The following is an 18,423-nucleotide window of genomic DNA, read 5'->3' as shown; positions in this document are numbered from 1 at the left end:
ATGATGATGCGAATCCAAAGGTTCATATTTTTTCCTTTAATCCATACCCTTGTCCCCGTCTTGTTTCAATTGGGTCGAAGTCTGGTTCCATTTCTTTGAACCTGGCACGGATGTTTTTAATCACAGTATCCACTGCGCGGTCGAAACTATCTTCCGGTTCTGTCCAAACACTGTCCATAATTTCTTCGCGAGTAAAAATTCGACCAGGCCATTTAAAAAATAATTCGATAGTTTTGTATTCGTAAGGAGATAAATTCAGTGTTTGCCCATTAAAATAAACCAACTTTTTATCCAACGAAATTCTAAGTTTATGATCCTCTAGATTTTGTGATGGGTTTGTCCTTCGCAGAATCGCACGGATCCTTGCCAAAAGTTCCCTCGGACTAAATGGTTTTACAATATAATCATCTGCACCAATTTCGAGTCCAAGAATTTTATCTATCTCCGTATTTCTTGCCGTCAAAAAGATAACAGGTGTTTGGTATTTTTTTCTAATTTCTTTTAAAACTTCAAATCCATTTTGGTCAGGTAAACCAATATCGAGTATGATGAGTGAAATATCGTTCGATACTTTTTGAATCCCTTCCTTTCCAGTGGAAGTGACCAAAATAGTAAATCCTTCTGATTCCAATGAAATTTGGATGGTTTCCTGAATTCCTGGTTCATCTTCTATTAGAAGGATTTTTACCATAATCGCTTGTTATTTTCCTTCGGCCCAAGATTCTTCTCTAGGATCAGCAACACCTATCAAACGTTTGTTCTTTGTATCATTCAAAACGGCACAAACAGAACCAAGATCGTTATCCAAATGACCTTTTTTATATACCTTATATCCTTTTTTTGTTAATGAATCAGATACAGTTTGGTACAAAGATTCTTCTAATTCAATTCCACCTGGGCGATAGGTATGTGGAGAAAAACTATCGGGCCAATTCACCGAACGAAACCTAGGTGCTTCTACTGCTTTTTGTGGATCCATTCCAAACACAATGACATTTAGAAAAAATTGAACCATTGCTTGGCTTTGGACATCACCACCAGGAGTTCCAAAACTCATCCATAACTTTCCATTTTTCAACACCATACCTGGATTGGGAGTGATCCGTGGTCGTTTGCCAGGAGCGAGTGCAGAAGGATGGTTTGGATCCAATCGAAACTGAGTCATTCGAATTCCGAGAGTAAGTCCCGTTCCCGGAACCATAGGGGATTGCGGAAAATCACTGGGAGTGAGAGAAACTGCATTTCCTTTGGAATCGATAATACTCAAATAGGTTGTGTCCTTTCCATATTTGATTTCGTCAATTTCCTGATCCTTTAGATCGTTAGGTGGAAAAGGAAAAATAGAAGGTTTTTTAGAAGAAAAAACCCAAGGGTTCCCTGCTGGTGGAGTTTGGCCAAACGCATCTTTTTGTAAAAGTTTTCGGCGTAGTATTGCATATTTTTTAGATAACAATCCATCGATAGGAACATCAATAAACTTTGGATCTCCGAAGTATCTTTCCCGATCAGCAACAACAAGTTCGATGGCTTGTGATACAGTATGAATGTATTCAGGAGAGTTATGGCCCATAGACTTCAAGTCCACTCCATCTAATAGCTGTAATACCATTGGAACTACAGGGCCTTGTGTCCAAGTTTGGTTGGATAAAATTTTATATTCACCAAACTCACCACTCACAGGTTTTTCCCAACCTCCCACATAACCTGCCAAATCTTCTTTGGTAAAAAGACCACCTTTATCAGAATGAAGTTTTACAATGGCATCGGCGATTGGCCCTTTATAAAAATAATCTCTTACCGATTCTAAGGCTTGGTTTCTTGATTTTCCTTTTTTTAAGTTTTCTGATTCCTCAAGGGCCATAGAACGCCAAGTTTTTGCGAGGTCTTGTCGTTTTGTTAATTCCCCTTCCCGAATCCCATACCACCATTTTTTTTCTAGATACACTTCCGAATTGTAAGGCATGATGACGGTAAAACCCAATCGTTTGTACAATGGTAAGTCTAAATTTTTAACAAGGATTCGATTGGCAGGAAATCCTTCTTCTGCTACAATGATGGCAGGTGATACCAATTCGGAAAAAGATTTTGTTCCATGTTCTTGTAACAGTCGTACGATGACATCTGGTGAAGCAGGTACAAGTTGTGTTAGGATGGAGTTTTTGGGCATCACATCATAACCTTGTTTTTTAAACCATTCGATATTGGCTTTTCCAGGAGCCGTTCCGGCCCCTATATAACTTTTAACCTGTCCTGATTTTTGATCGTAAACTAACGTTGGCGCCACAGACGGAAAACTGGCAGCCTCTCCATTAGTCACATTTAACACAAGCAATGCGGCCACGGCAGCATCAATTGCGTTTCCCCCGTCTTCTAAAACCTTGATGGCAGCTTTTGTGGCGAGGGGATTTCCCGTCGAAACCATATATTTTTTCCCGAGACTCACATCCCGCAAACTTCCTTGGGGATCAACATAGGAAGGAATTATAGGCCTACGACTACCTAAACATTGAAATAAAAAAACAAAGAAAAATAGAAGAAGGAAATTTTTTAGGAACTGCATCATAAATCAAAAGACCACCATTTCTTAAAAATGGTGGCAAATTTTGGTTCTATGTCGAACCATTTTAAGATTTTTATAACATAAAACTTTCTGTAATTCCTTTTAAAATCTCTGCAGTTGAGGCTAAGTTTTGTGCCGAAGAAGACATTTCCTCGTCGTAAGTATGTGCGTAGACGTTTTCATAAACACAATAACGATCATTGGTTTCCCTGTTTTAATGGACTCAATGGTAAGAATTTGGAATCCTAGTTTTTTGACAATCTACCTAGATTCATTCTTACAAGAATCTTTTTAAGATTTTGGGATTTATCCGTAAGTCAAATGGATATGGACAAAGAACTTTATACACGATGGGATGATAAAAAAAATCTCATTACAACCCGCCTTTCTGGACTCATTACCGAAACAGAAGTAAGCCAATGGAAAGATGGATTAGAAAAAACCTTCACCGAACTTCCCCAAGGAACCAAATTCAAAATCTTTGTGAACCTTCATGGTTTTAGCCCCGCTTCCATGTCTGCGCACAAAATGTACAGGGAAATCATTCCTTTACTTCTCAGTAAATACAATTGGCGAATTGGTTATTTGGATTTGTTCGAAGAGGCCAAAGATTTAAAACTAACATCCGAAAATGGAACGGAGTGTCTGGCCGCTGTCCACTGCCACCATGATAGTTATAAAATTAACGAATACGAAAAAAAATTTGGAAAAGACTCAGAACATTTTTGGGACGATCCTGAAAGGTCTGCAACCTGGATTGAAAGTTATTCCATTTCTGCAAATTAAGATAATGGCTTACAATGGATTTTATTGTAAGCTTTTATTATTTAATATTTAAAAAAACGGAAAAAACATCCACCGTCTTTGGTTATTTTTTAAAATGTTGGTAAATCTTTTTCAAAGGAAAGTATAGAATCCCAAAAACGATCACTAATGGTAAAATCCATATAAAATAATATGTGAGTTCTAAAAATAAATTCAGAATTCCAATGAAAGCATTTTTATAAACAGGAACTTGGATGCGATCCGCAGGGATAGGAGTTGTAAAATTGATACTAAGAGTAGCCCATTTTACTTTATCTTTGATTTTCCATATCTCATGTTCCGAATTATCTAAATTGTTTTCACTATCGGTAATGGCTTCTTCGATTGCTTCCCAGTTTTTCGAATTGGCTGAAGTTTGGTTGTTTGCATTTGTCCGTCTTACCAAACGAAGTTTTTCACGATTTGATTTGATCTTTTGCCAAACCATTCCTTCTGTATGATCCACAGTGGAGATGTCTTCACTTAATAAAACTCCATAAGTATCCAACTCTATCAAGGCTTCATATAATTTCTCAGATTTTATATGTACGCGAAGGTTCATATAAGGAGAGTCCATATTGACCGCCGAACTACTTTCAATAAAACCATATTTGGTAATAAAACTAAGTAGATCCTTACGTGTTTTGATTAAATCCGGCGTTTGGTAATTCAATTGAACTTGGTATTCGAGAAGTCGTTCCGTAGTATTTTGAATCGGTACAAATACTTGTCCCAATTGGTTGGGAGTGGGTTCTGTCTCAGAAATTACTTCTGCTCTGGGAGCACTTGGTGCTACTTTTTTTTCCAACGGCATGTCTGAGGACATCTTTGCCGATTCTACAGTTGCCACCGATTCCTCGTTAGCTTCTTTGCCACAATTTAGGAAAATTACAAACAAAACGAGGAAAATAATCTTTATACGGTTTTTCACAATATCCTTACCTTACATTACTATATTCTATTAACAGTTCTCCTTAGACAGATTCTCTCTTACAGTTTTTTACTTAAAAATGACCGTGAAGGGATGGCAAAAGGAATTCCCAACTCAACGGTTCCCATCCCCCCGCTGATGACCTCCACAAGGTTTTGTTTATAAAAGATTTGGTCTACTGTGAAGGTTAAGGGATTGGAATCTACGGCAGTGATGACTTCCATGACATCCCCTTTTTGGATTTTGTTTTTGACTTCAATGACAATCCGTTTTGTATCAGATTTATATTCTTTTACAAGTCCCGCATACTTTTGGCTCATAAAAAGACTAGTTCCAAATTCATTGTTTTGAAATTCTCTTTCTTCTTCTGGAATGCGATCTTCCATTCCTCGAGTTAAAAAACCAGAGAAGTATTTTCGAGAAGATACTTTGTCTAGTTCCTCCAACCACTTGCGATCAAAACTTTCACCTCGCGATATACGATCCAATGTATGTCTATAACTACGGGCCACCATTCCTACATAATAATCATTTTTAGTACGACCCTCTACTTTGACAGAATCAACTCCTGCATCACATAACTCTTGCAAAAACTCAATGGCACGAAGGTCTTTCGAATTCATTAAAAAAGTTCCCTCATCATCTGTGATGAGTTCCATTGGTTCCTCATTTTGTTTAGGGTTGGTGACAAATACCTTATACAAATCTCGACAGGCATTGTTACAAGATCCTTGGTTAGCATCTCGTTTTTTAAAATAATTACTCATAAAACAACGACCGCTGTGAGCAATACAAATGGATCCATGAACAAAAACTTCAATTTCCATATCGGGAACTTGATTTTTAATTTCGGCAATTTCAGAGATAGATACTTCACGAGATAAAATGACACGAGTGGCTCCGAATTGTTTCCAAAATCTGACGGCAGCATAGTTCATAGTGTTCGCTTGGACAGAGATATGGATGTCTATTTCCGGATGTGCTTCTTTGGTCATTAAAATCAATCCAGGATCTGCCATAATAAAAGCATCTGGTTTTAATGCGGCCATCTGATCTAAATATTTAGGATATGAAGGTAGTTTCGAATTCCTCGGAATGTTATTTACGGTAAAATAAATTTTTTTACCGAGTTCTCTTGCAAGTGTAACTCCCTTTTCCAGAGCTTCCATCGTAAAATCATTTTCTCTTGCTCGAAGTGAAAACCTAGGAACACCACAATAAGCTGCGTCCGCACCAAACATATAAGCGATTTCTAATTTATCTAAGTTACCAGCGGGTAATAACAATTCTGGAATTTTTCTAATTTGGGACATACTGTTTACCCATCCCAAAAGATTCCTTTTTTCTAAAAAGGAAAATATATAAACTAAATTTTTAGATTGTTTCTAAAACCAAAAAAGGAAACGACAAACAAGTGTATGTATCTAAAGATAACTCATCATGTCGTTTTATCTTATACTTTTAATTTTTCATATCTTCTCAGCGATGGTTTGGGTTGGTGGAATGATTTTTTATGTGATTGTTGTTATCCCTGTGATTAGAAATCCAGAATTAAAAGATCAAAAATTAAGATTGTTACAACTCACAGCGACTCAGTTTAGAAATATTTCTTATTATATATTCTTTGTGTTTATCATTTCAGGATTTGGACTTTTGTTCGAGAAAGGATACTTTCAGTTTGGTTTCCATTGGGATTTTTGGACATCTAACATTGGTTTCATGTTTATTACTAAAATAGGACTATTTACAATTTTATTTTTATCATCGTTGTATCATGATTTTGTAACTGGCCCAAAAACCTTTTCTTATTTAACAACAGATCCCGTACGTTTTGAACGGTATAGAAGGACTTCCTCGTTTTTTGGAAGGTTCAATCTTTTGATTTCGATTACAATTGCAATCTTGGGAATCCTAGCCTCCAGAGGTTTCTCTATTTTTCCTTAGTTGATTTCACTTGACACAGTAGCTGTGACTCTTTCCTTGAGATAAATGATTTCGAGTCGCATTTTCAAAGTTTTATTCATTCTAATTCTAAGCCTTGGCCCATGCTTTTCGGAAAGAAAACTTTTGGCCTTCCACGGGATCATGCAACCTGCCTTCGGGGCCAGACAAGCCGGAATGGGAGGAGCCTTCGCGGCCGTCGGCGGATCGGTGATGGATCTAGAATCGAACCCATCCCATTTGGCTCGAGTGAAAAGAACCAAATGGGAGTTAGGTTCCGGAATCCACTTCCCCTCTATCGAATATAATGATGAATACATAGATTCAAATCCCAATCGTTCTTATCAAAACTCAATGGTGGAACACCCAAAAGCAGTTTTGCCTTATATTGGAATCATCCAACCTGTTACGGATAATATCAGTATTGGTTTCGCATTGTACGCGCAAGGTGTAGGTGGTGGACAATTTAAAAATATCAAACGAAATACTCCCGATGGAAAAACATTAAATGAAACATTTGGAACAAACATCCCCATCATTGGAGAAAGTACAAAAGCAGTAGAAGATTTGAATTTTCGATTTATGACCGTAAAATCAACATTTGGTGCTGGATATCAAAAAGGAAACCTTGCGATTGGGGCTGGAATTGATCTTGTTTATGGATTTATGGAACTTAAAAGAACCTACCAAGATGAAACTAGGAGTCTCACCATTCCCGGAGGAATTCGATACCAAAGTGATTCAGCCTATACCTTGGGAGGAAAAATCGGAACTTCCTACGACCTAACAGAGAACATTCGAATTGCTTATTCTTATACTACGAGAAATGTATTACCAATGGATGGAACCATGAAGGTGGATGGTTATGCACCCGAACGATCATTCGGAACCAGAGTGTCACGATATATGATTTGGCCTGATAAACATATTGTTGGAATTTCCTACCGAACTGACAGGTTTATCATCGACTTTGATATCAAATACATACCTTGGTCAGAAAGTTTTAATTCTAGTAAATTTCGGACAGAAGATGTTTGGGTAAGAACACCAATAGGTTTTGAAACCAACTCCTTTCAATTCAATCTAAACTGGAAAAACCAAACTATATTTGCAATCGGAGCCGAATACAAATGGAATGATCGTTATATGACTCGTATGGGTTATAGTTATGGAAATAATGTAATCCCCGCGAGTGGAGTGAGTCCTATGTTAGGAGCAAGTATCGAACATCATGTTTCACTTGGTGGGAGTGTTTCCTGGAACGATTCTACATTCCATATTGCTTGTGAGTATGGATTTCCCAAAAAAACATACGGAGGGAAAACTTCAGACTGGACGTTATCCCATGCTGTCTATTCTAGGACAGAGGTTCATCCATTCCAATTTTCTTATAACAAACAAATGAGTGTATTTAGTATTTATTTGGGAATGGAACAAAATATTTAATAGGTAATCAGGTATGAATTCTAATTTGATTGGAAAATTTTCTATCGGGCTTTGGATCGTAACAGTATTAACACTCGGTTACTTTTTTTACTTTGGAAGTACAAGTCGTTCTCTCGATGATAGAACTGCCATCCACTTAACACCAGCAGAAAGACAATTGGTATTAACTGAAATGCGAGCATTATTAACTTCCGTCAATGGAATCTTAAGTGGACTTGCAGAGAAAGATTATGAACGTGCGGCAAAAGCTGCCGATGCTGTTGGTATGGGTCTTGTTGCCAGTTTAGAAAACCAAGAAAAAACAATCCTTTTGAAACTTCCTGTTGAATTTAAAAAATTAGGATTTGGAACTCATGAAAAATTTGATGAAATAGCGGCAAAAATTCGGAAAAAACAAGATATCCATACTTTACTTAAAGAAATGGACGAACTCACTCGTAATTGTGTCGCTTGTCATGCCAGTTACAAAATAGAAATTGAATCTGAAAAAAATAATTCTAAGTAAATATACATTATGCCAAAAATTTCAAGATACTTTATCAAATCAGGATTGTTGTATCTTTTGTTTGGTGTTTTATTTTATTTTCTCTCAGAATTTCCAGGTGCAAAATGGGAAATTCATTTAATGCCTGTTTATTGGCATTTGATAGCACTAGGTTGGGTCACCCAAATCATCATTGGGGTGTCCCTTTGGATGTATCCTAAAGGAAAAAAATCAACTCCCAAAGACGGAGCAGTCCTTGCTTGGATTGCATATTTTTCCTTAAATTTTGGCCTTATCCTTAGAATCATTTCAGAACCTTGGATTTACCAACATCGAGAAATTTTAATTTTACCGTTTTGTCTTTCTGTGATTTTACAATTTACGGGAATCCTTTGTTATGTGTTGGAAATTTGGCCAAGGTTAAAACCACAAAAATAGGTTATGTTTCCCATTCCATCCATTTGGCTCATCCGAATTTCATTGATTTACCTTTTACTCGGAACATCTCTGGGGGCCATCCTCATGTTAAACAAAACCTTTGTATTGAGTCCTGGAATATGGAAACTCCTACCATTACATTATTCTATTGTTATATGGGGATTTTTGATCCAATTCATTATGGGGAATGCTTATTGGATGTTCCCCAAACACATGTCAGAACATCCCAGAGGTTCGAGATTAGAGGTATGGTTTCTATTTTATAGTTATAATTTAGGACTTATTTTGTATTTATTCACAAAATTTTTAGATCCAACAAACCATCTAATTTTATTTGGAAAATTTCTAATTTTTTTAGGAATCGTTAGTTTTGTTAAACTAATCTGGGTTAGATCCATTACCTACAGATAAACTAGATTCTAATACTTTTTTATTAAAAAAAGTCGCTGAATTTTCATTATACTTTGAATGAACAAAGTATAATGAAAAAACTTTAAATATTAAATTTAATGTACGGTTTGTAATCCATATCCTCTTTTAGAATATGATTTGTAAGCCATGCACGCAAAAAATTAAGAAGGTCACCAAAGAATTGATCTAATTCAGCATCATTTGTGAGAAGATTACCGGAAGTTAGACGGTTCTTTAATTCTAAAATTTTATCTGTGAACTTGTCGTGTTGTTTTTTATGAGCTTCCAGTGCAGGATATTGGTTTAACTCCATTACACGTTCTTCAATTAAAAAATGACTGAGTGTGTAATCCTCTAATTCAGAAACCGCATCTAGTAGTATTCTTGATTTTCCGGAAAGATGTTCTTTGTTTTCATCATAAACTGTTTCAATATTATTGATCAATCGAAAGAGTTTTTTATGTTGAGAATCAATCTCTGAAATATTCGTTTCGTATTTCGAATCCCATTTTGTAACCATGAGAAAAACCTCGTTAATTCAGGATTTTGCAACCTCCTTAGAGAACAAGTGATAATCCCTAAGAGTAGACCAAGGTCACGTCGCTCATTCCAATTAACTATAATTAGTATAATTCTAATATTTTACCTAAACGCAATTCTTCTGCAACGTAGATACAGTTTTAAACAAAGTCATCTCTTTGATCTCTGAATTGGAATCATCTCATTTCTATTGATTGATAAAAATCAATAAGAAGGATTCTTCCCCTCTTGACCTAGACCAATGTAGTTTCGCTCATTCTGGCATCCCATGGTAAATGAACCAAGAAATGAGCGGTATATATGAACAAAAAAATTTTCAAGTTATAACAATCGCAACTATCACCTGTCTTTCGCTAGTCGGTGCAAGTTGTGGTAAAAGTGAAGATTCGAATTCAGGCAAAGCAATTTCCGCCGTTTCGGATGACAAACCTTTTCATCAAAATTTAAATGACCCTCAATTGGCAACAAGGGCACTCATCAACATTTTTGCTCCTTTTACTTTTTAAAAGAATTGAATGTATTTTTTTGGGCGCACATCTCCGGCTCTCCGCTCCAATCTTTCCTTACGGAAAGGATTTCCGCTGTGATCCGGGGCGCTATGAAATAGAAATTCTATATTGACGAAAGGGGCTAGAACGATTTACATTTGGAAAATCAAACTTTATCTTTTATAGTAAAACTAAAATTCATGACAGATTCAAAACTTATCATAAGAAATGCCACACCAAACGATGTAACAACCATTGTCCCACTCATTTATTCTTCAGGCCCAAAAGCTTGGACTTATGTTTTTTCAGAAGGAGAAAAAACAGCTTTTGATTTTTTAAACTCATCCTATATCCAACGTGGCAATACTGTTTCGTATACGAACCATTATGTGGCAGAAGTTGGTGGCAAAGTGGTGGGATCCATTCTTTCCTATACACAACCAAGTTTTCTTGCACTCACAGCAGGAACAGCTATACGAATCCTTTCCCTATACAAATGGCATGCGCCCAAGGTAATGGCGAGAGGTCTAAAAACAGAAACCATCATCCAACCACCTAAATCCGGTTGTTTGTATTTAGGACATATTGCTGTTTTAGAAACAGAAAGGAACAAAGGAATCGCAAAACAATTAATCGAGTATATGATCCAAAACAGTCCAAAATACAAAACTATCTCTTTAGATGTATCTGCTGAAAACAAACCCGCAATCTCCCTTTATCAAAAGTTAGGTTTTCAAATCAAAGAAACAAGAAATCCTATCGGATGGGAAGGAATCATTCCATCACATCACTATATGGAAAAACAAATTTAGTCACTCTGTATGAATGAGGTGATTCCTTCCGAAGTAAAATCACAATTAGAAACTTCGGGTTATTATCTGTTTCCCAACTACCTTCCCATGGATATGGTTAGGATCTTAAAAAAGATCCTTCTTCGTTCCAATGCCGAATGGTCTAAGGAACTCAATCATCCGAAAAATGTAAATAGTGCTTACCTAACTTCGACGAAATTCACAAAAGATATAAACGATCGAAATATACTTTTTCAATTTATAGAATCAGAGCCACTCTTGAACATTGGTAAGATTGTTTTTAACGAACCAATGTATTTTCTCAATACACAAATATTTTTTAATCCAGAAGATCCAAACAAACTTCCCTATTGGCATCGGGACATTCAATACATGGGCATGCCGGAAGAAGACCAATACAAAAGAATTCAAAAAGATTTTGTTTGGCACTTTCGTATTCCCTTGGAAACAGATCCAGGGATATGGTTTGTTCCAGGATCTCACAAACGTTGGGATACCGAAGAAGAAAGAAAGATTCGTTTGGAACTAGAAGGTAAAAAAAATCATGAAGAACTTCCCAACCAAATCCTCATACCGCACAACCCAGGAGATTTGTTGGTGTTTTCAGCTCACCTCATCCACAAAGGAAACTATGATACCAATCGTTTTTCTTTTGATATCATATACACAAACTTTCCAGAAAGGAAAGAAACTGCAAACCATTGGGATCACTTTCCAGACAAAGAGACAAAGTTAGAAAATCTAAAAAAACAATCCATCTTCCAATTGATTTAAAAATTCCAGTATAAAATGAAGTCCCCGCGCCAGCGACCGCAGTGGAAATCCTTTCCCCAAGGGAAAGATTGGAACGTAGGGCGCGGTCGGTGAAGGATATTATTTGACTCATTCAATAGATCCGAGGCGCCCCCTTCCTACCCCTTTCGGTTGTGAAAAAAATTAAATTGTAATCATTTAAAATTATACATAATTGAATTTTTATTTTGACTATCGGTATTCGATATCGTATATTGATTCTGAATGAAGATAAATGAATTTTTTTCAAGTTTTATCAAAATTCATATCTTACATCACTGCGAAAAAGAAGAAATTTATGGTGTATGGATGATGGAGGAACTAAAAGAACATGGGTATAAAATTAGCCCTGGATCTTTGTATCCTCTACTAAAAAACTTAGAAGACAAAGGGCTCATTCGTTCGCGCAAAGAACAAATGGGAAAAGTAATGAAAAAATTTTACCGTATCACACCCAAAGGGAAAAAGGAACTCTCTAGTGCAAAAATAAAATTAAGAGAATTAATTGGCGAAATACTCAGTTAACTGAATCAAAAAATATAAATTAATAATATATGAAAACTAAACCAATAAAATATTTAGAAGTATTTTTTACCGCTTTCAAACTCGGCTGTACCTCGTTTGGTGGCCCCATCGCTCACTTAAGTTATTTTCATGACGAGTATGTAACCAAAAAAAAATGGATTAGTGCAGAGGCCTATGCTGACTTAGTCGCACTTTGTCAATTTCTGCCAGGGCCTGCCAGTAGCCAGGTGGGAATGGCCATTGGACTTTCACGTGCCGGAATTTTTGGTGCGATTCTTTCTTGGATTGGTTTTACTTTGCCATCGGCAATCATCCTCATTCTTTTTGGACTTGGAATCTCTGAGATAGATGTTAGCTCAGATAAAAATTGGCTGCATGGATTGAAAGTAGTTGCCGTTGCCGTTGTGGCCCAAGCCATTTTAGGAATGGGGAAAAAACTTTGTCCCGATAAAGAACGAATTACAATTGCAGTAATAACAAGCGTTATTTTACTTTTTTTTAGTTCGGCTTTTTCTCAAGTATCGGTTTTAGTGGTTGCAGGATTTTTTGGTATATTCTTTCTAAAACCTTCTTCTAATCTACCTGAGGAACCATTACATAAAGGAAACAAAACCATTGGTTTGCTATTTTTAATTTTATTTTTTGTTTTGTTATTTTTTCTTCCTTTTTTAAGAGAAATTTATCCTGACCAAAAAATCAAACTATTCGATAGTTTTTATAGAGCCGGTGCACTTGTGTTTGGTGGTGGACATGTAGTACTTCCCCTTTTACAAGCAGAAGTAGTTCCCTCTGGTTGGGTAAACAATGATCTTTTCCTTGCCGGTTATGGAATGTCCAATGCAATCCCAGGACCGTTGTTTGCGTTTAGTGGTTATTTGGGTGCCATATCAGAAATAGAACCAAACGCCTGGTCTGGTGCTATCATTTGTTTGGTGGCAGCTTTTTTGCCGTCTTTCCTTTTGATCATTGGTGTTTTACCATTTTGGGAAAACCTAAAAAAAAATCCGAACATACGAAAGTCAATGTCTGGGATCAATGCAGCAGTGGTTGGAATTTTACTCGCTGCTCTATACCAACCTGTTTGGACAAACGCTGTCTTTTCAGGAAAGGATTTTGCTCTGGTTGCTACTGGGTTTTTACTTCTAGAATATTGGAAAATCCCATCATGGGCGGTGGTCTTAGTTACCGTTATCGTTAGTTTATTCCTTTATTAAAAAGAAATCACTGTATCTCTATTTTGACCTAAACCAAATTAGTCGTTGATTTCCCAAATGTCTTGGAAAAATCATTCTCTATGAAAGATTTTTTCTTAAGGAACAATGCTTACCATCTATGGGCAACCAATCTTTTATATCAGTCATTAGAAACAATATCTGATGCAGATTACAAAAAAGATGTAGGTTTATTTTTTAAATCCATACATGGAACTCTAAACCATTTGTTGGTTGTTGAAAAAGTATGGTATTCACGTCTTATTGGTGAAATTTATGTTCCAACATCCTTAAGTGAAGAAATTGAAGAGGATCGCCAAACATTAAAACAGCGAATGGTGCAAAGTTTAGAATTATGGAGTTCTTGGCTTCTTGGACTCGACAATTCTATTTGGGACACTATCTTCCGTTATCAAACGATGCGAGGATTCGAAGCCGAACTGATCTTTAGTGACGTCATTCAACACAATTTCAACCATAGAACCCATCATAGGGGGCAAATCACTGCCGCCATAACAGGGCTAGGTGGTAAATCTCCTGAAATCGATTTTGTTTATTACCTACAAACCCAAGGAAAATAGTATGTGGAACCCATCCAAAAAAATTAGAACCATTGCCAGTAAAATTTTAATCGTTTTGTTTTCCTTCACAATGATCTTTCATTTGATTGCCCTATTTCAATTCATCCCTTACAAATACCTTTGGGGTGGAAGGCTTAGTAGTGTAGAAGAAATGTATTTGATGGAGACCGTTTCTCTCGTTGTAAATACATTCTTTTTATGGGCAAGTTTTCAATACACTCAATACCTAAACAAAGGTTTGGTGCCTCTTTGGATTCGACTTGTGTTCGCTTTCATCGGAATTATATTTTTAGCCAATACAATTGGGAATCTGGTTGCCGTTACCGATTTAGAAACTTTACTGGCTACACCGGTAACAGCAGTTTTATCCGGAATTTGTTTCTCATTGGTACCAAAATATGAAAATTAGACAAGCTAACTACAAAGACGTTTTAAAAATCTCTCCTGTATTCGATGAATACAGACAATTTTATGGACAATCAACTAACATAACAGGCGCAACTCGCTTTTTGCAAGACCGAATGGAACATGCTCAATCTATAATTTTTGTGGCGGAGGATCCAAACACTGGCGAAATTGCTGGTTTCACCCAACTGTATCCCGTGTTTTCTTCTATTTCTATGCAAAGATCTTACATTCTAAATGATCTTTATGTGAAAAAGGATTTTCGTAAAAAAGGGATCGCCAAGCAACTGATTGGTGAAGTTAAATCTTTTACAAAATCCAATTCGGGAAAAGGATTAGAACTTTCCACTTCCACACACAACAAAGAAGCCCGTGCTTTGTATACAAAGGAAGGATTTGAACAAGAAACCGAATTCTTAACTTATTTTTGGAAATCTGTTTAACAAACGTTCAGAAGGAGTAAGGACAAAATGTACATCCCCGAATATTTCCAAATGGAAACTGATTTCATTTACCAATCCATTGAAGAGAATCCGTTTTCCATCCTGGTTTCCAATCACCAAGGAGAAATGATCGCAACACATTTACCTTTACTCCTTTCTGAAAACAAACAAACATTAGTAGGTCATTTTGCCAAACCAAATCCCCAAGGTCTTTCTAACGGTAAGGAAGTACTTAGTATTTTTTCTGGCCCTCATTGTTATATTTCGCCTTCTTGGTATGAAACGGAAAGAGCAGTTCCCACTTGGAACTTCACAGCAGTCCACGTAAAAGGAATTCTAAATATTGTGAAAGATCCTTTGAAAATTCATGAAAGTTTATTAAATTTAATCAAACGATTTGAGGCCAAAGATTCTAAGTATAAAATTGATTCCGTGGATTCAAATTATATCGAAGGTTTAAAAAAGGGAATTGTTCCCTTTGAAATCAAAATCACAAACATGGAAGGGAAACAAAAACTCAGCCAAAACCATTCTGTGGAACGCAGAAATCTTGTGATCTCAAATCTAGAATTGTTGCCTGGAGAAAATGAAAAAGCGATTGCCTCTTTAATGAGAAAAGATTTAAATCAATAATCCATTCACAAATCGTGGTAGACAAAACATCCTTTTCAATAGTTCTCTTATTTTAAAATTTGGATTACGAACTAAACCTTGAAACTTGAATTAAACGTCAGAGTCACACCAGAGATTGCATCAAATCCAGACCATTTATTGCAATTCGTATCCAAACAAAATAAAATTCCCAAAGCAGATATCAAACATATCGAATGCACATCTCGTTCCATTGACGCCAGGCAAAGAAATGTTGTTTTCCAATTACGTTTAGATGTTTACATAAACGAAGATTTTATCCCTCTAGAATTTCCCATTCCCAATTTTCCCAATGTCAATTTAGAAGAACCCGTTCTCATCATTGGTGCGGGACCCGCTGGTTTATTTGCTGCTTTGCGAGTCCTAGAGTTAGGAAAAAAACCAATCATCTTAGAACGTGGAAAAAATGTCAAAGAACGAGTAGAAGACCTTCGCGGAATCAATGTCCATCATATAGTAAACGAAGATTCGAATTATTGTTTCGGAGAAGGAGGAGCTGGAACCTATTCCGATGGAAAACTCTATACAAGATCAAAAAAACGTGGAAACATTCGAAAAGTTTTAGAATACTTAGTCAGTTTTGGAGCCACCAAACAAATACTAGTTGATGCACACCCTCATATTGGAACAAACAAACTCCCTCGTATCATTCAAAATATCAGAGAATGTATTCTTTCCGCTGGTGGGGAAATTCATTTTAAAACTCGTATCACCGATTTAATTCTTTCTGGAAATTCAATTACAGGTGTAAAGTCTGCCTCCGGTGACAAGTGGATGGCAAAAAATGTAATCATTGCAACAGGACATTCTGGTCGGGAAATGTTCCAACTCCTTTATGAAAAAGGAATCGAAATCCAAACCAAACCTCTTGCCATCGGCGTACGTGTGGAACATCCGCAAAGTTTGATTGATTCCATCCAATACCATTGTGACGTTAAAAATCCATTACTCCCTGCTTCCGAATATTCCCTTGTAAAACAAATTAATGGGAGAGGTGTTTATAGTTTTTGTATGTGTCCTGGTGGAGTGATTGCTCCCTGTGCTACAAAACCTGGTGAAGTGGTCACCAATGGATGGTCTAGTGCAGAACGTTCACGTCCGACTGCTAATTCTGGAATCGTCGTAGAACTACGATTTGATGATTTCAAATCATTCGATTCTTATGGAGTGTTTTCTGCTCTCCAGTACCAATCGTCCATTGAAAGAAAAGCTTTTGAAATGAATGGTGGAACACAAAAAGCTCCAGCACAACGAATGGTCGATTTCACCAAAGATATCATTTCAAATGATCTTCCAAAAACTTCCTATACACCTGGACTGGTTTCTGTTTCTCTCTCTGAACTATTACCACCACTCATTGCAGATTCATTAAAAAAAGGATTCAAGGAATTTGAATCTTCTATGAAAGGATACTTCACAAACGAAGCCATCATCCACGCACCAGAAACAAGGACTTCTTCTCCTATCCAAGTTCCTAGAAATCCAGAAACATTAGAACACATTCATATCAAAGGATTGTTTCCTTGCGGAGAAGGTGCTGGTTATGCGGGAGGGATCGTATCTGCTGCCATTGATGGAATGAAATGTGCGGAAGCAGCACTCACCGGTAATTTTACAAAATAAAGATGAAACAACTTCGTTTTCATCTACCTTCCTTCATTCTCTGGATGGTGGTCTTTTATTTTTTATCAGAAAGATCCATCTTTCGTTACCAACATCTGGGTGCAGGAGTCGATATAGGATTATTTGAAAACTTATTCTATAATTTAGTGCATTCGGGAAAGGCAGTCACATCCATAGGAATTGATGGAACTTCTCATCACTATTTTTCCGATCATATCAATTGGTATATTTACCCTCTCGCATTATTATACAAATTTTTTCCTTATGTAGAAAGTTTACTCATCTTTCAAGCATTCGTGATTAGTTTACCTATCCTATTTTTTCCTATTTATCAAAAAGATATCCAAGGTCAGTGGATTTATCCATTGTTATACGCACTATTTCTACCGATTTATTGGATTCAGATTTTTGATTTTCATCCCGAAGTCCTTTGGATCCCTTTATTTTTTTTATTTTATTACTTTTGGAAAAAACAATCTCCTTATTGGATTTTGTTTTTTATTCTAAGTTTACTCACAAAAGAAGAATCCGCATTACTTTGGATCGTCTTTGCTTTGGTCGAAGGAAAATCGAAAAAAAAAGAAAGTAGCTTCATCGGACTTACGGCACTTGTTTATTTTATTTTTTGTATCATTCTACTGAGTCACTTGCGAAATTCAGGAAGCCAAATTCCGATACCAGCACATTGGGAAAGATACAGTAACCCCATTGCCGCTGTACAAAACTTACATTTATTTCCTTATCTAATTCTATTCCTAAACCTACCGTTTCTTTTTTTACAATTCAGAAATAAACTCATCTTATGTTTGGCTCCTTATTTTCTATATTCACTTTTTTCCTCTTATGAAGTGAACAAAACTCCTTTCACCCATCATAGTTTTATCGCAGTTCCCATCATTATGATTAGTTTTATAGAAAGTTTGGATCGTCTGAATCAAAAAAACAAACTTCTATTTGGTTATTTATCGCTATTCGTTTCCATTCTAATATTCTGTTTTTTTGGTCCAATCTCCAAATCTTATTCCTATAGAAAAGAATATATGAATCCTGGTGGATCCCCAAAGGATGTCACAACTTTACGTGGTCTGTTAAATGGAAAATCAGTAGTTTCCAATCTTCCACAATACCTTTCCAACCGAACTTCTGTTCAATTATTTTTACCAAACCAAGAGTATACGGCAGATTATTTAGTGTATTATGTATTTTCAGGAAACTCACAAACCCCTCCCTTACCTAACCATTACCAGTGGGAACAAATGATAGAAAACCATATACAAATCTACAAACGTACGGAAAATTGATTGATTCATTTTAGAAATCAATCACTCTAAATACCT

Annotated in this window: 22 protein-coding genes; 17 read left to right on the top strand and 5 right to left on the bottom strand. The window is 36.3% G+C overall.

Annotated features, from left to right (window positions below):
• Window positions 1-22: 22 nt before the first annotated feature.
• Both EHQ24_RS13325 and EHQ24_RS13320 read right to left on the bottom strand, forming a co-directional pair.
• Window positions 23-691 (bottom strand): response regulator, encoded by a 669-nt coding sequence (locus tag EHQ24_RS13325; RefSeq protein WP_135602071.1) that lies wholly within the window; start codon window positions 689-691, stop codon window positions 23-25.
• Between the two features lie 9 nt (window positions 692-700).
• Complete coding sequence (locus EHQ24_RS13320; RefSeq protein WP_135602070.1) at window positions 701-2,563, bottom strand: gamma-glutamyltransferase family protein; 1,863 nt, start codon at window positions 2,561-2,563, stop codon at window positions 701-703.
• A 324-nt stretch (window positions 2,564-2,887) separates the two neighbouring features.
• On the opposite strand from EHQ24_RS13320, the gene EHQ24_RS13315 reads away from it, so the two are divergent.
• Window positions 2,888-3,346, top strand: coding sequence for a hypothetical protein (locus EHQ24_RS13315; RefSeq protein WP_135602069.1), 459 nt, complete (start codon window positions 2,888-2,890; stop codon window positions 3,344-3,346).
• An 82-nt stretch (window positions 3,347-3,428) separates the two neighbouring features.
• Here the strand turns inward: EHQ24_RS13315 and EHQ24_RS13310 are convergent, their stop codons facing one another.
• Together EHQ24_RS13310 and EHQ24_RS13305 are read right to left on the bottom strand one after the other, a co-directional pair.
• Complete coding sequence (locus EHQ24_RS13310; protein ID WP_135602068.1) at window positions 3,429-4,295, bottom strand: DUF4349 domain-containing protein; 867 nt, start codon at window positions 4,293-4,295, stop codon at window positions 3,429-3,431.
• A gap of 59 nt (window positions 4,296-4,354) precedes the next feature.
• Entirely contained in the window at window positions 4,355-5,608 is a 1,254-nt protein-coding gene (locus EHQ24_RS13305) for a U32 family peptidase C-terminal domain-containing protein (protein ID WP_135602067.1), read from the bottom strand.
• A 127-nt stretch (window positions 5,609-5,735) separates the two neighbouring features.
• Here EHQ24_RS13305 and EHQ24_RS13300 point away from each other — a divergent pair, with 127 nt between their 5' ends.
• Genes EHQ24_RS13300 through EHQ24_RS13280 form a run of 5 tightly spaced genes read left to right on the top strand, consistent with a single transcriptional unit; the run spans window position 5,736 to window position 9,015 of the window.
• Window positions 5,736-6,239 (top strand): hypothetical protein, encoded by a 504-nt coding sequence (locus EHQ24_RS13300; RefSeq protein WP_135602066.1) that lies wholly within the window; start codon window positions 5,736-5,738, stop codon window positions 6,237-6,239.
• A 45-nt stretch (window positions 6,240-6,284) separates the two neighbouring features.
• Window positions 6,285-7,682: an OmpP1/FadL family transporter gene (locus EHQ24_RS13295; protein WP_135602065.1), complete on the top strand. Its 1,398-nt coding sequence runs from the start codon at window positions 6,285-6,287 to the stop codon at window positions 7,680-7,682.
• A 13-nt stretch (window positions 7,683-7,695) separates the two neighbouring features.
• Window positions 7,696-8,187: a hypothetical protein gene (locus EHQ24_RS13290; RefSeq protein WP_135602064.1), complete on the top strand. Its 492-nt coding sequence runs from the start codon at window positions 7,696-7,698 to the stop codon at window positions 8,185-8,187.
• A 9-nt stretch (window positions 8,188-8,196) separates the two neighbouring features.
• A complete protein-coding gene (locus tag EHQ24_RS13285) occupies window positions 8,197-8,604 on the top strand; it encodes a hypothetical protein (RefSeq protein ID WP_135602063.1) in 408 nt (135 codons plus the stop codon).
• A gap of 3 nt (window positions 8,605-8,607) precedes the next feature.
• On the top strand, window positions 8,608-9,015 hold the full coding sequence (locus EHQ24_RS13280) for a heme-copper oxidase family protein (RefSeq protein ID WP_135602062.1): 408 nt from the start codon (window positions 8,608-8,610) through the stop codon (window positions 9,013-9,015).
• An 82-nt stretch (window positions 9,016-9,097) separates the two neighbouring features.
• Here EHQ24_RS13280 and EHQ24_RS13275 read toward each other — a convergent pair whose 3' ends face one another.
• On the bottom strand, window positions 9,098-9,535 hold the full coding sequence (locus EHQ24_RS13275; RefSeq protein WP_135602061.1) for a bacteriohemerythrin: 438 nt from the start codon (window positions 9,533-9,535) through the stop codon (window positions 9,098-9,100).
• A 295-nt stretch (window positions 9,536-9,830) separates the two neighbouring features.
• Between EHQ24_RS13275 and EHQ24_RS19325 the strand changes: the two genes are divergently transcribed.
• From EHQ24_RS19325 to EHQ24_RS13220, 11 genes are all read left to right on the top strand, one after another.
• Window positions 9,831-10,061, top strand: a complete 231-nt coding sequence (locus EHQ24_RS19325; RefSeq protein WP_208725777.1) for a hypothetical protein — start codon at window positions 9,831-9,833, stop codon at window positions 10,059-10,061.
• 182 nt (window positions 10,062-10,243) lie between these two features.
• Entirely contained in the window at window positions 10,244-10,855 is a 612-nt protein-coding gene (locus tag EHQ24_RS13265; protein ID WP_135602060.1) for a GNAT family N-acetyltransferase, read from the top strand.
• Between the two features lie 9 nt (window positions 10,856-10,864).
• Window positions 10,865-11,629, top strand: a complete 765-nt coding sequence (locus EHQ24_RS13260; RefSeq protein ID WP_135602059.1) for a phytanoyl-CoA dioxygenase family protein — start codon at window positions 10,865-10,867, stop codon at window positions 11,627-11,629.
• Window positions 11,630-11,872: 243 nt separating this feature from the next.
• Window positions 11,873-12,172, top strand: coding sequence for a PadR family transcriptional regulator (locus EHQ24_RS13255; protein WP_135602058.1), 300 nt, complete (start codon window positions 11,873-11,875; stop codon window positions 12,170-12,172).
• Window positions 12,173-12,201: 29 nt separating this feature from the next.
• Window positions 12,202-13,386: a chromate efflux transporter gene (chrA, locus tag EHQ24_RS13250; protein WP_208725776.1), complete on the top strand. Its 1,185-nt coding sequence runs from the start codon at window positions 12,202-12,204 to the stop codon at window positions 13,384-13,386.
• An 80-nt stretch (window positions 13,387-13,466) separates the two neighbouring features.
• Window positions 13,467-13,964 (top strand): DinB family protein, encoded by a 498-nt coding sequence (locus tag EHQ24_RS13245; RefSeq protein ID WP_135602057.1) that lies wholly within the window; start codon window positions 13,467-13,469, stop codon window positions 13,962-13,964.
• 1 nt (window position 13,965) lies between these two features.
• Window positions 13,966-14,373 (top strand): hypothetical protein, encoded by a 408-nt coding sequence (locus EHQ24_RS13240; protein ID WP_135602056.1) that lies wholly within the window; start codon window positions 13,966-13,968, stop codon window positions 14,371-14,373.
• Window positions 14,363-14,812 (top strand): GNAT family N-acetyltransferase, encoded by a 450-nt coding sequence (locus EHQ24_RS13235; protein ID WP_135602055.1) that lies wholly within the window; start codon window positions 14,363-14,365, stop codon window positions 14,810-14,812. The genes EHQ24_RS13240 and EHQ24_RS13235 overlap by 11 nt, the downstream gene beginning before the upstream one ends.
• Before the next feature lie 27 nt (window positions 14,813-14,839).
• Window positions 14,840-15,445, top strand: coding sequence for an FMN-binding negative transcriptional regulator (locus EHQ24_RS13230; protein WP_135602054.1), 606 nt, complete (start codon window positions 14,840-14,842; stop codon window positions 15,443-15,445).
• A gap of 78 nt (window positions 15,446-15,523) precedes the next feature.
• Entirely contained in the window at window positions 15,524-17,086 is a 1,563-nt protein-coding gene (locus EHQ24_RS13225) for an NAD(P)/FAD-dependent oxidoreductase (protein ID WP_135602053.1), read from the top strand.
• Between the two features lie 2 nt (window positions 17,087-17,088).
• A complete protein-coding gene (locus tag EHQ24_RS13220; RefSeq protein WP_135602052.1) occupies window positions 17,089-18,387 on the top strand; it encodes a DUF2079 domain-containing protein in 1,299 nt (432 codons plus the stop codon).
• Window positions 18,388-18,423: the final 36 nt, after the last annotated feature.

The organism is Leptospira noumeaensis, from assembly GCF_004770765.1.
In the GTDB taxonomy this organism is placed as follows: domain Bacteria; phylum Spirochaetota; class Leptospiria; order Leptospirales; family Leptospiraceae; genus Leptospira_A; species Leptospira_A noumeaensis.
This window is presented reverse-complemented; position numbering and strand designations above follow the sequence as displayed.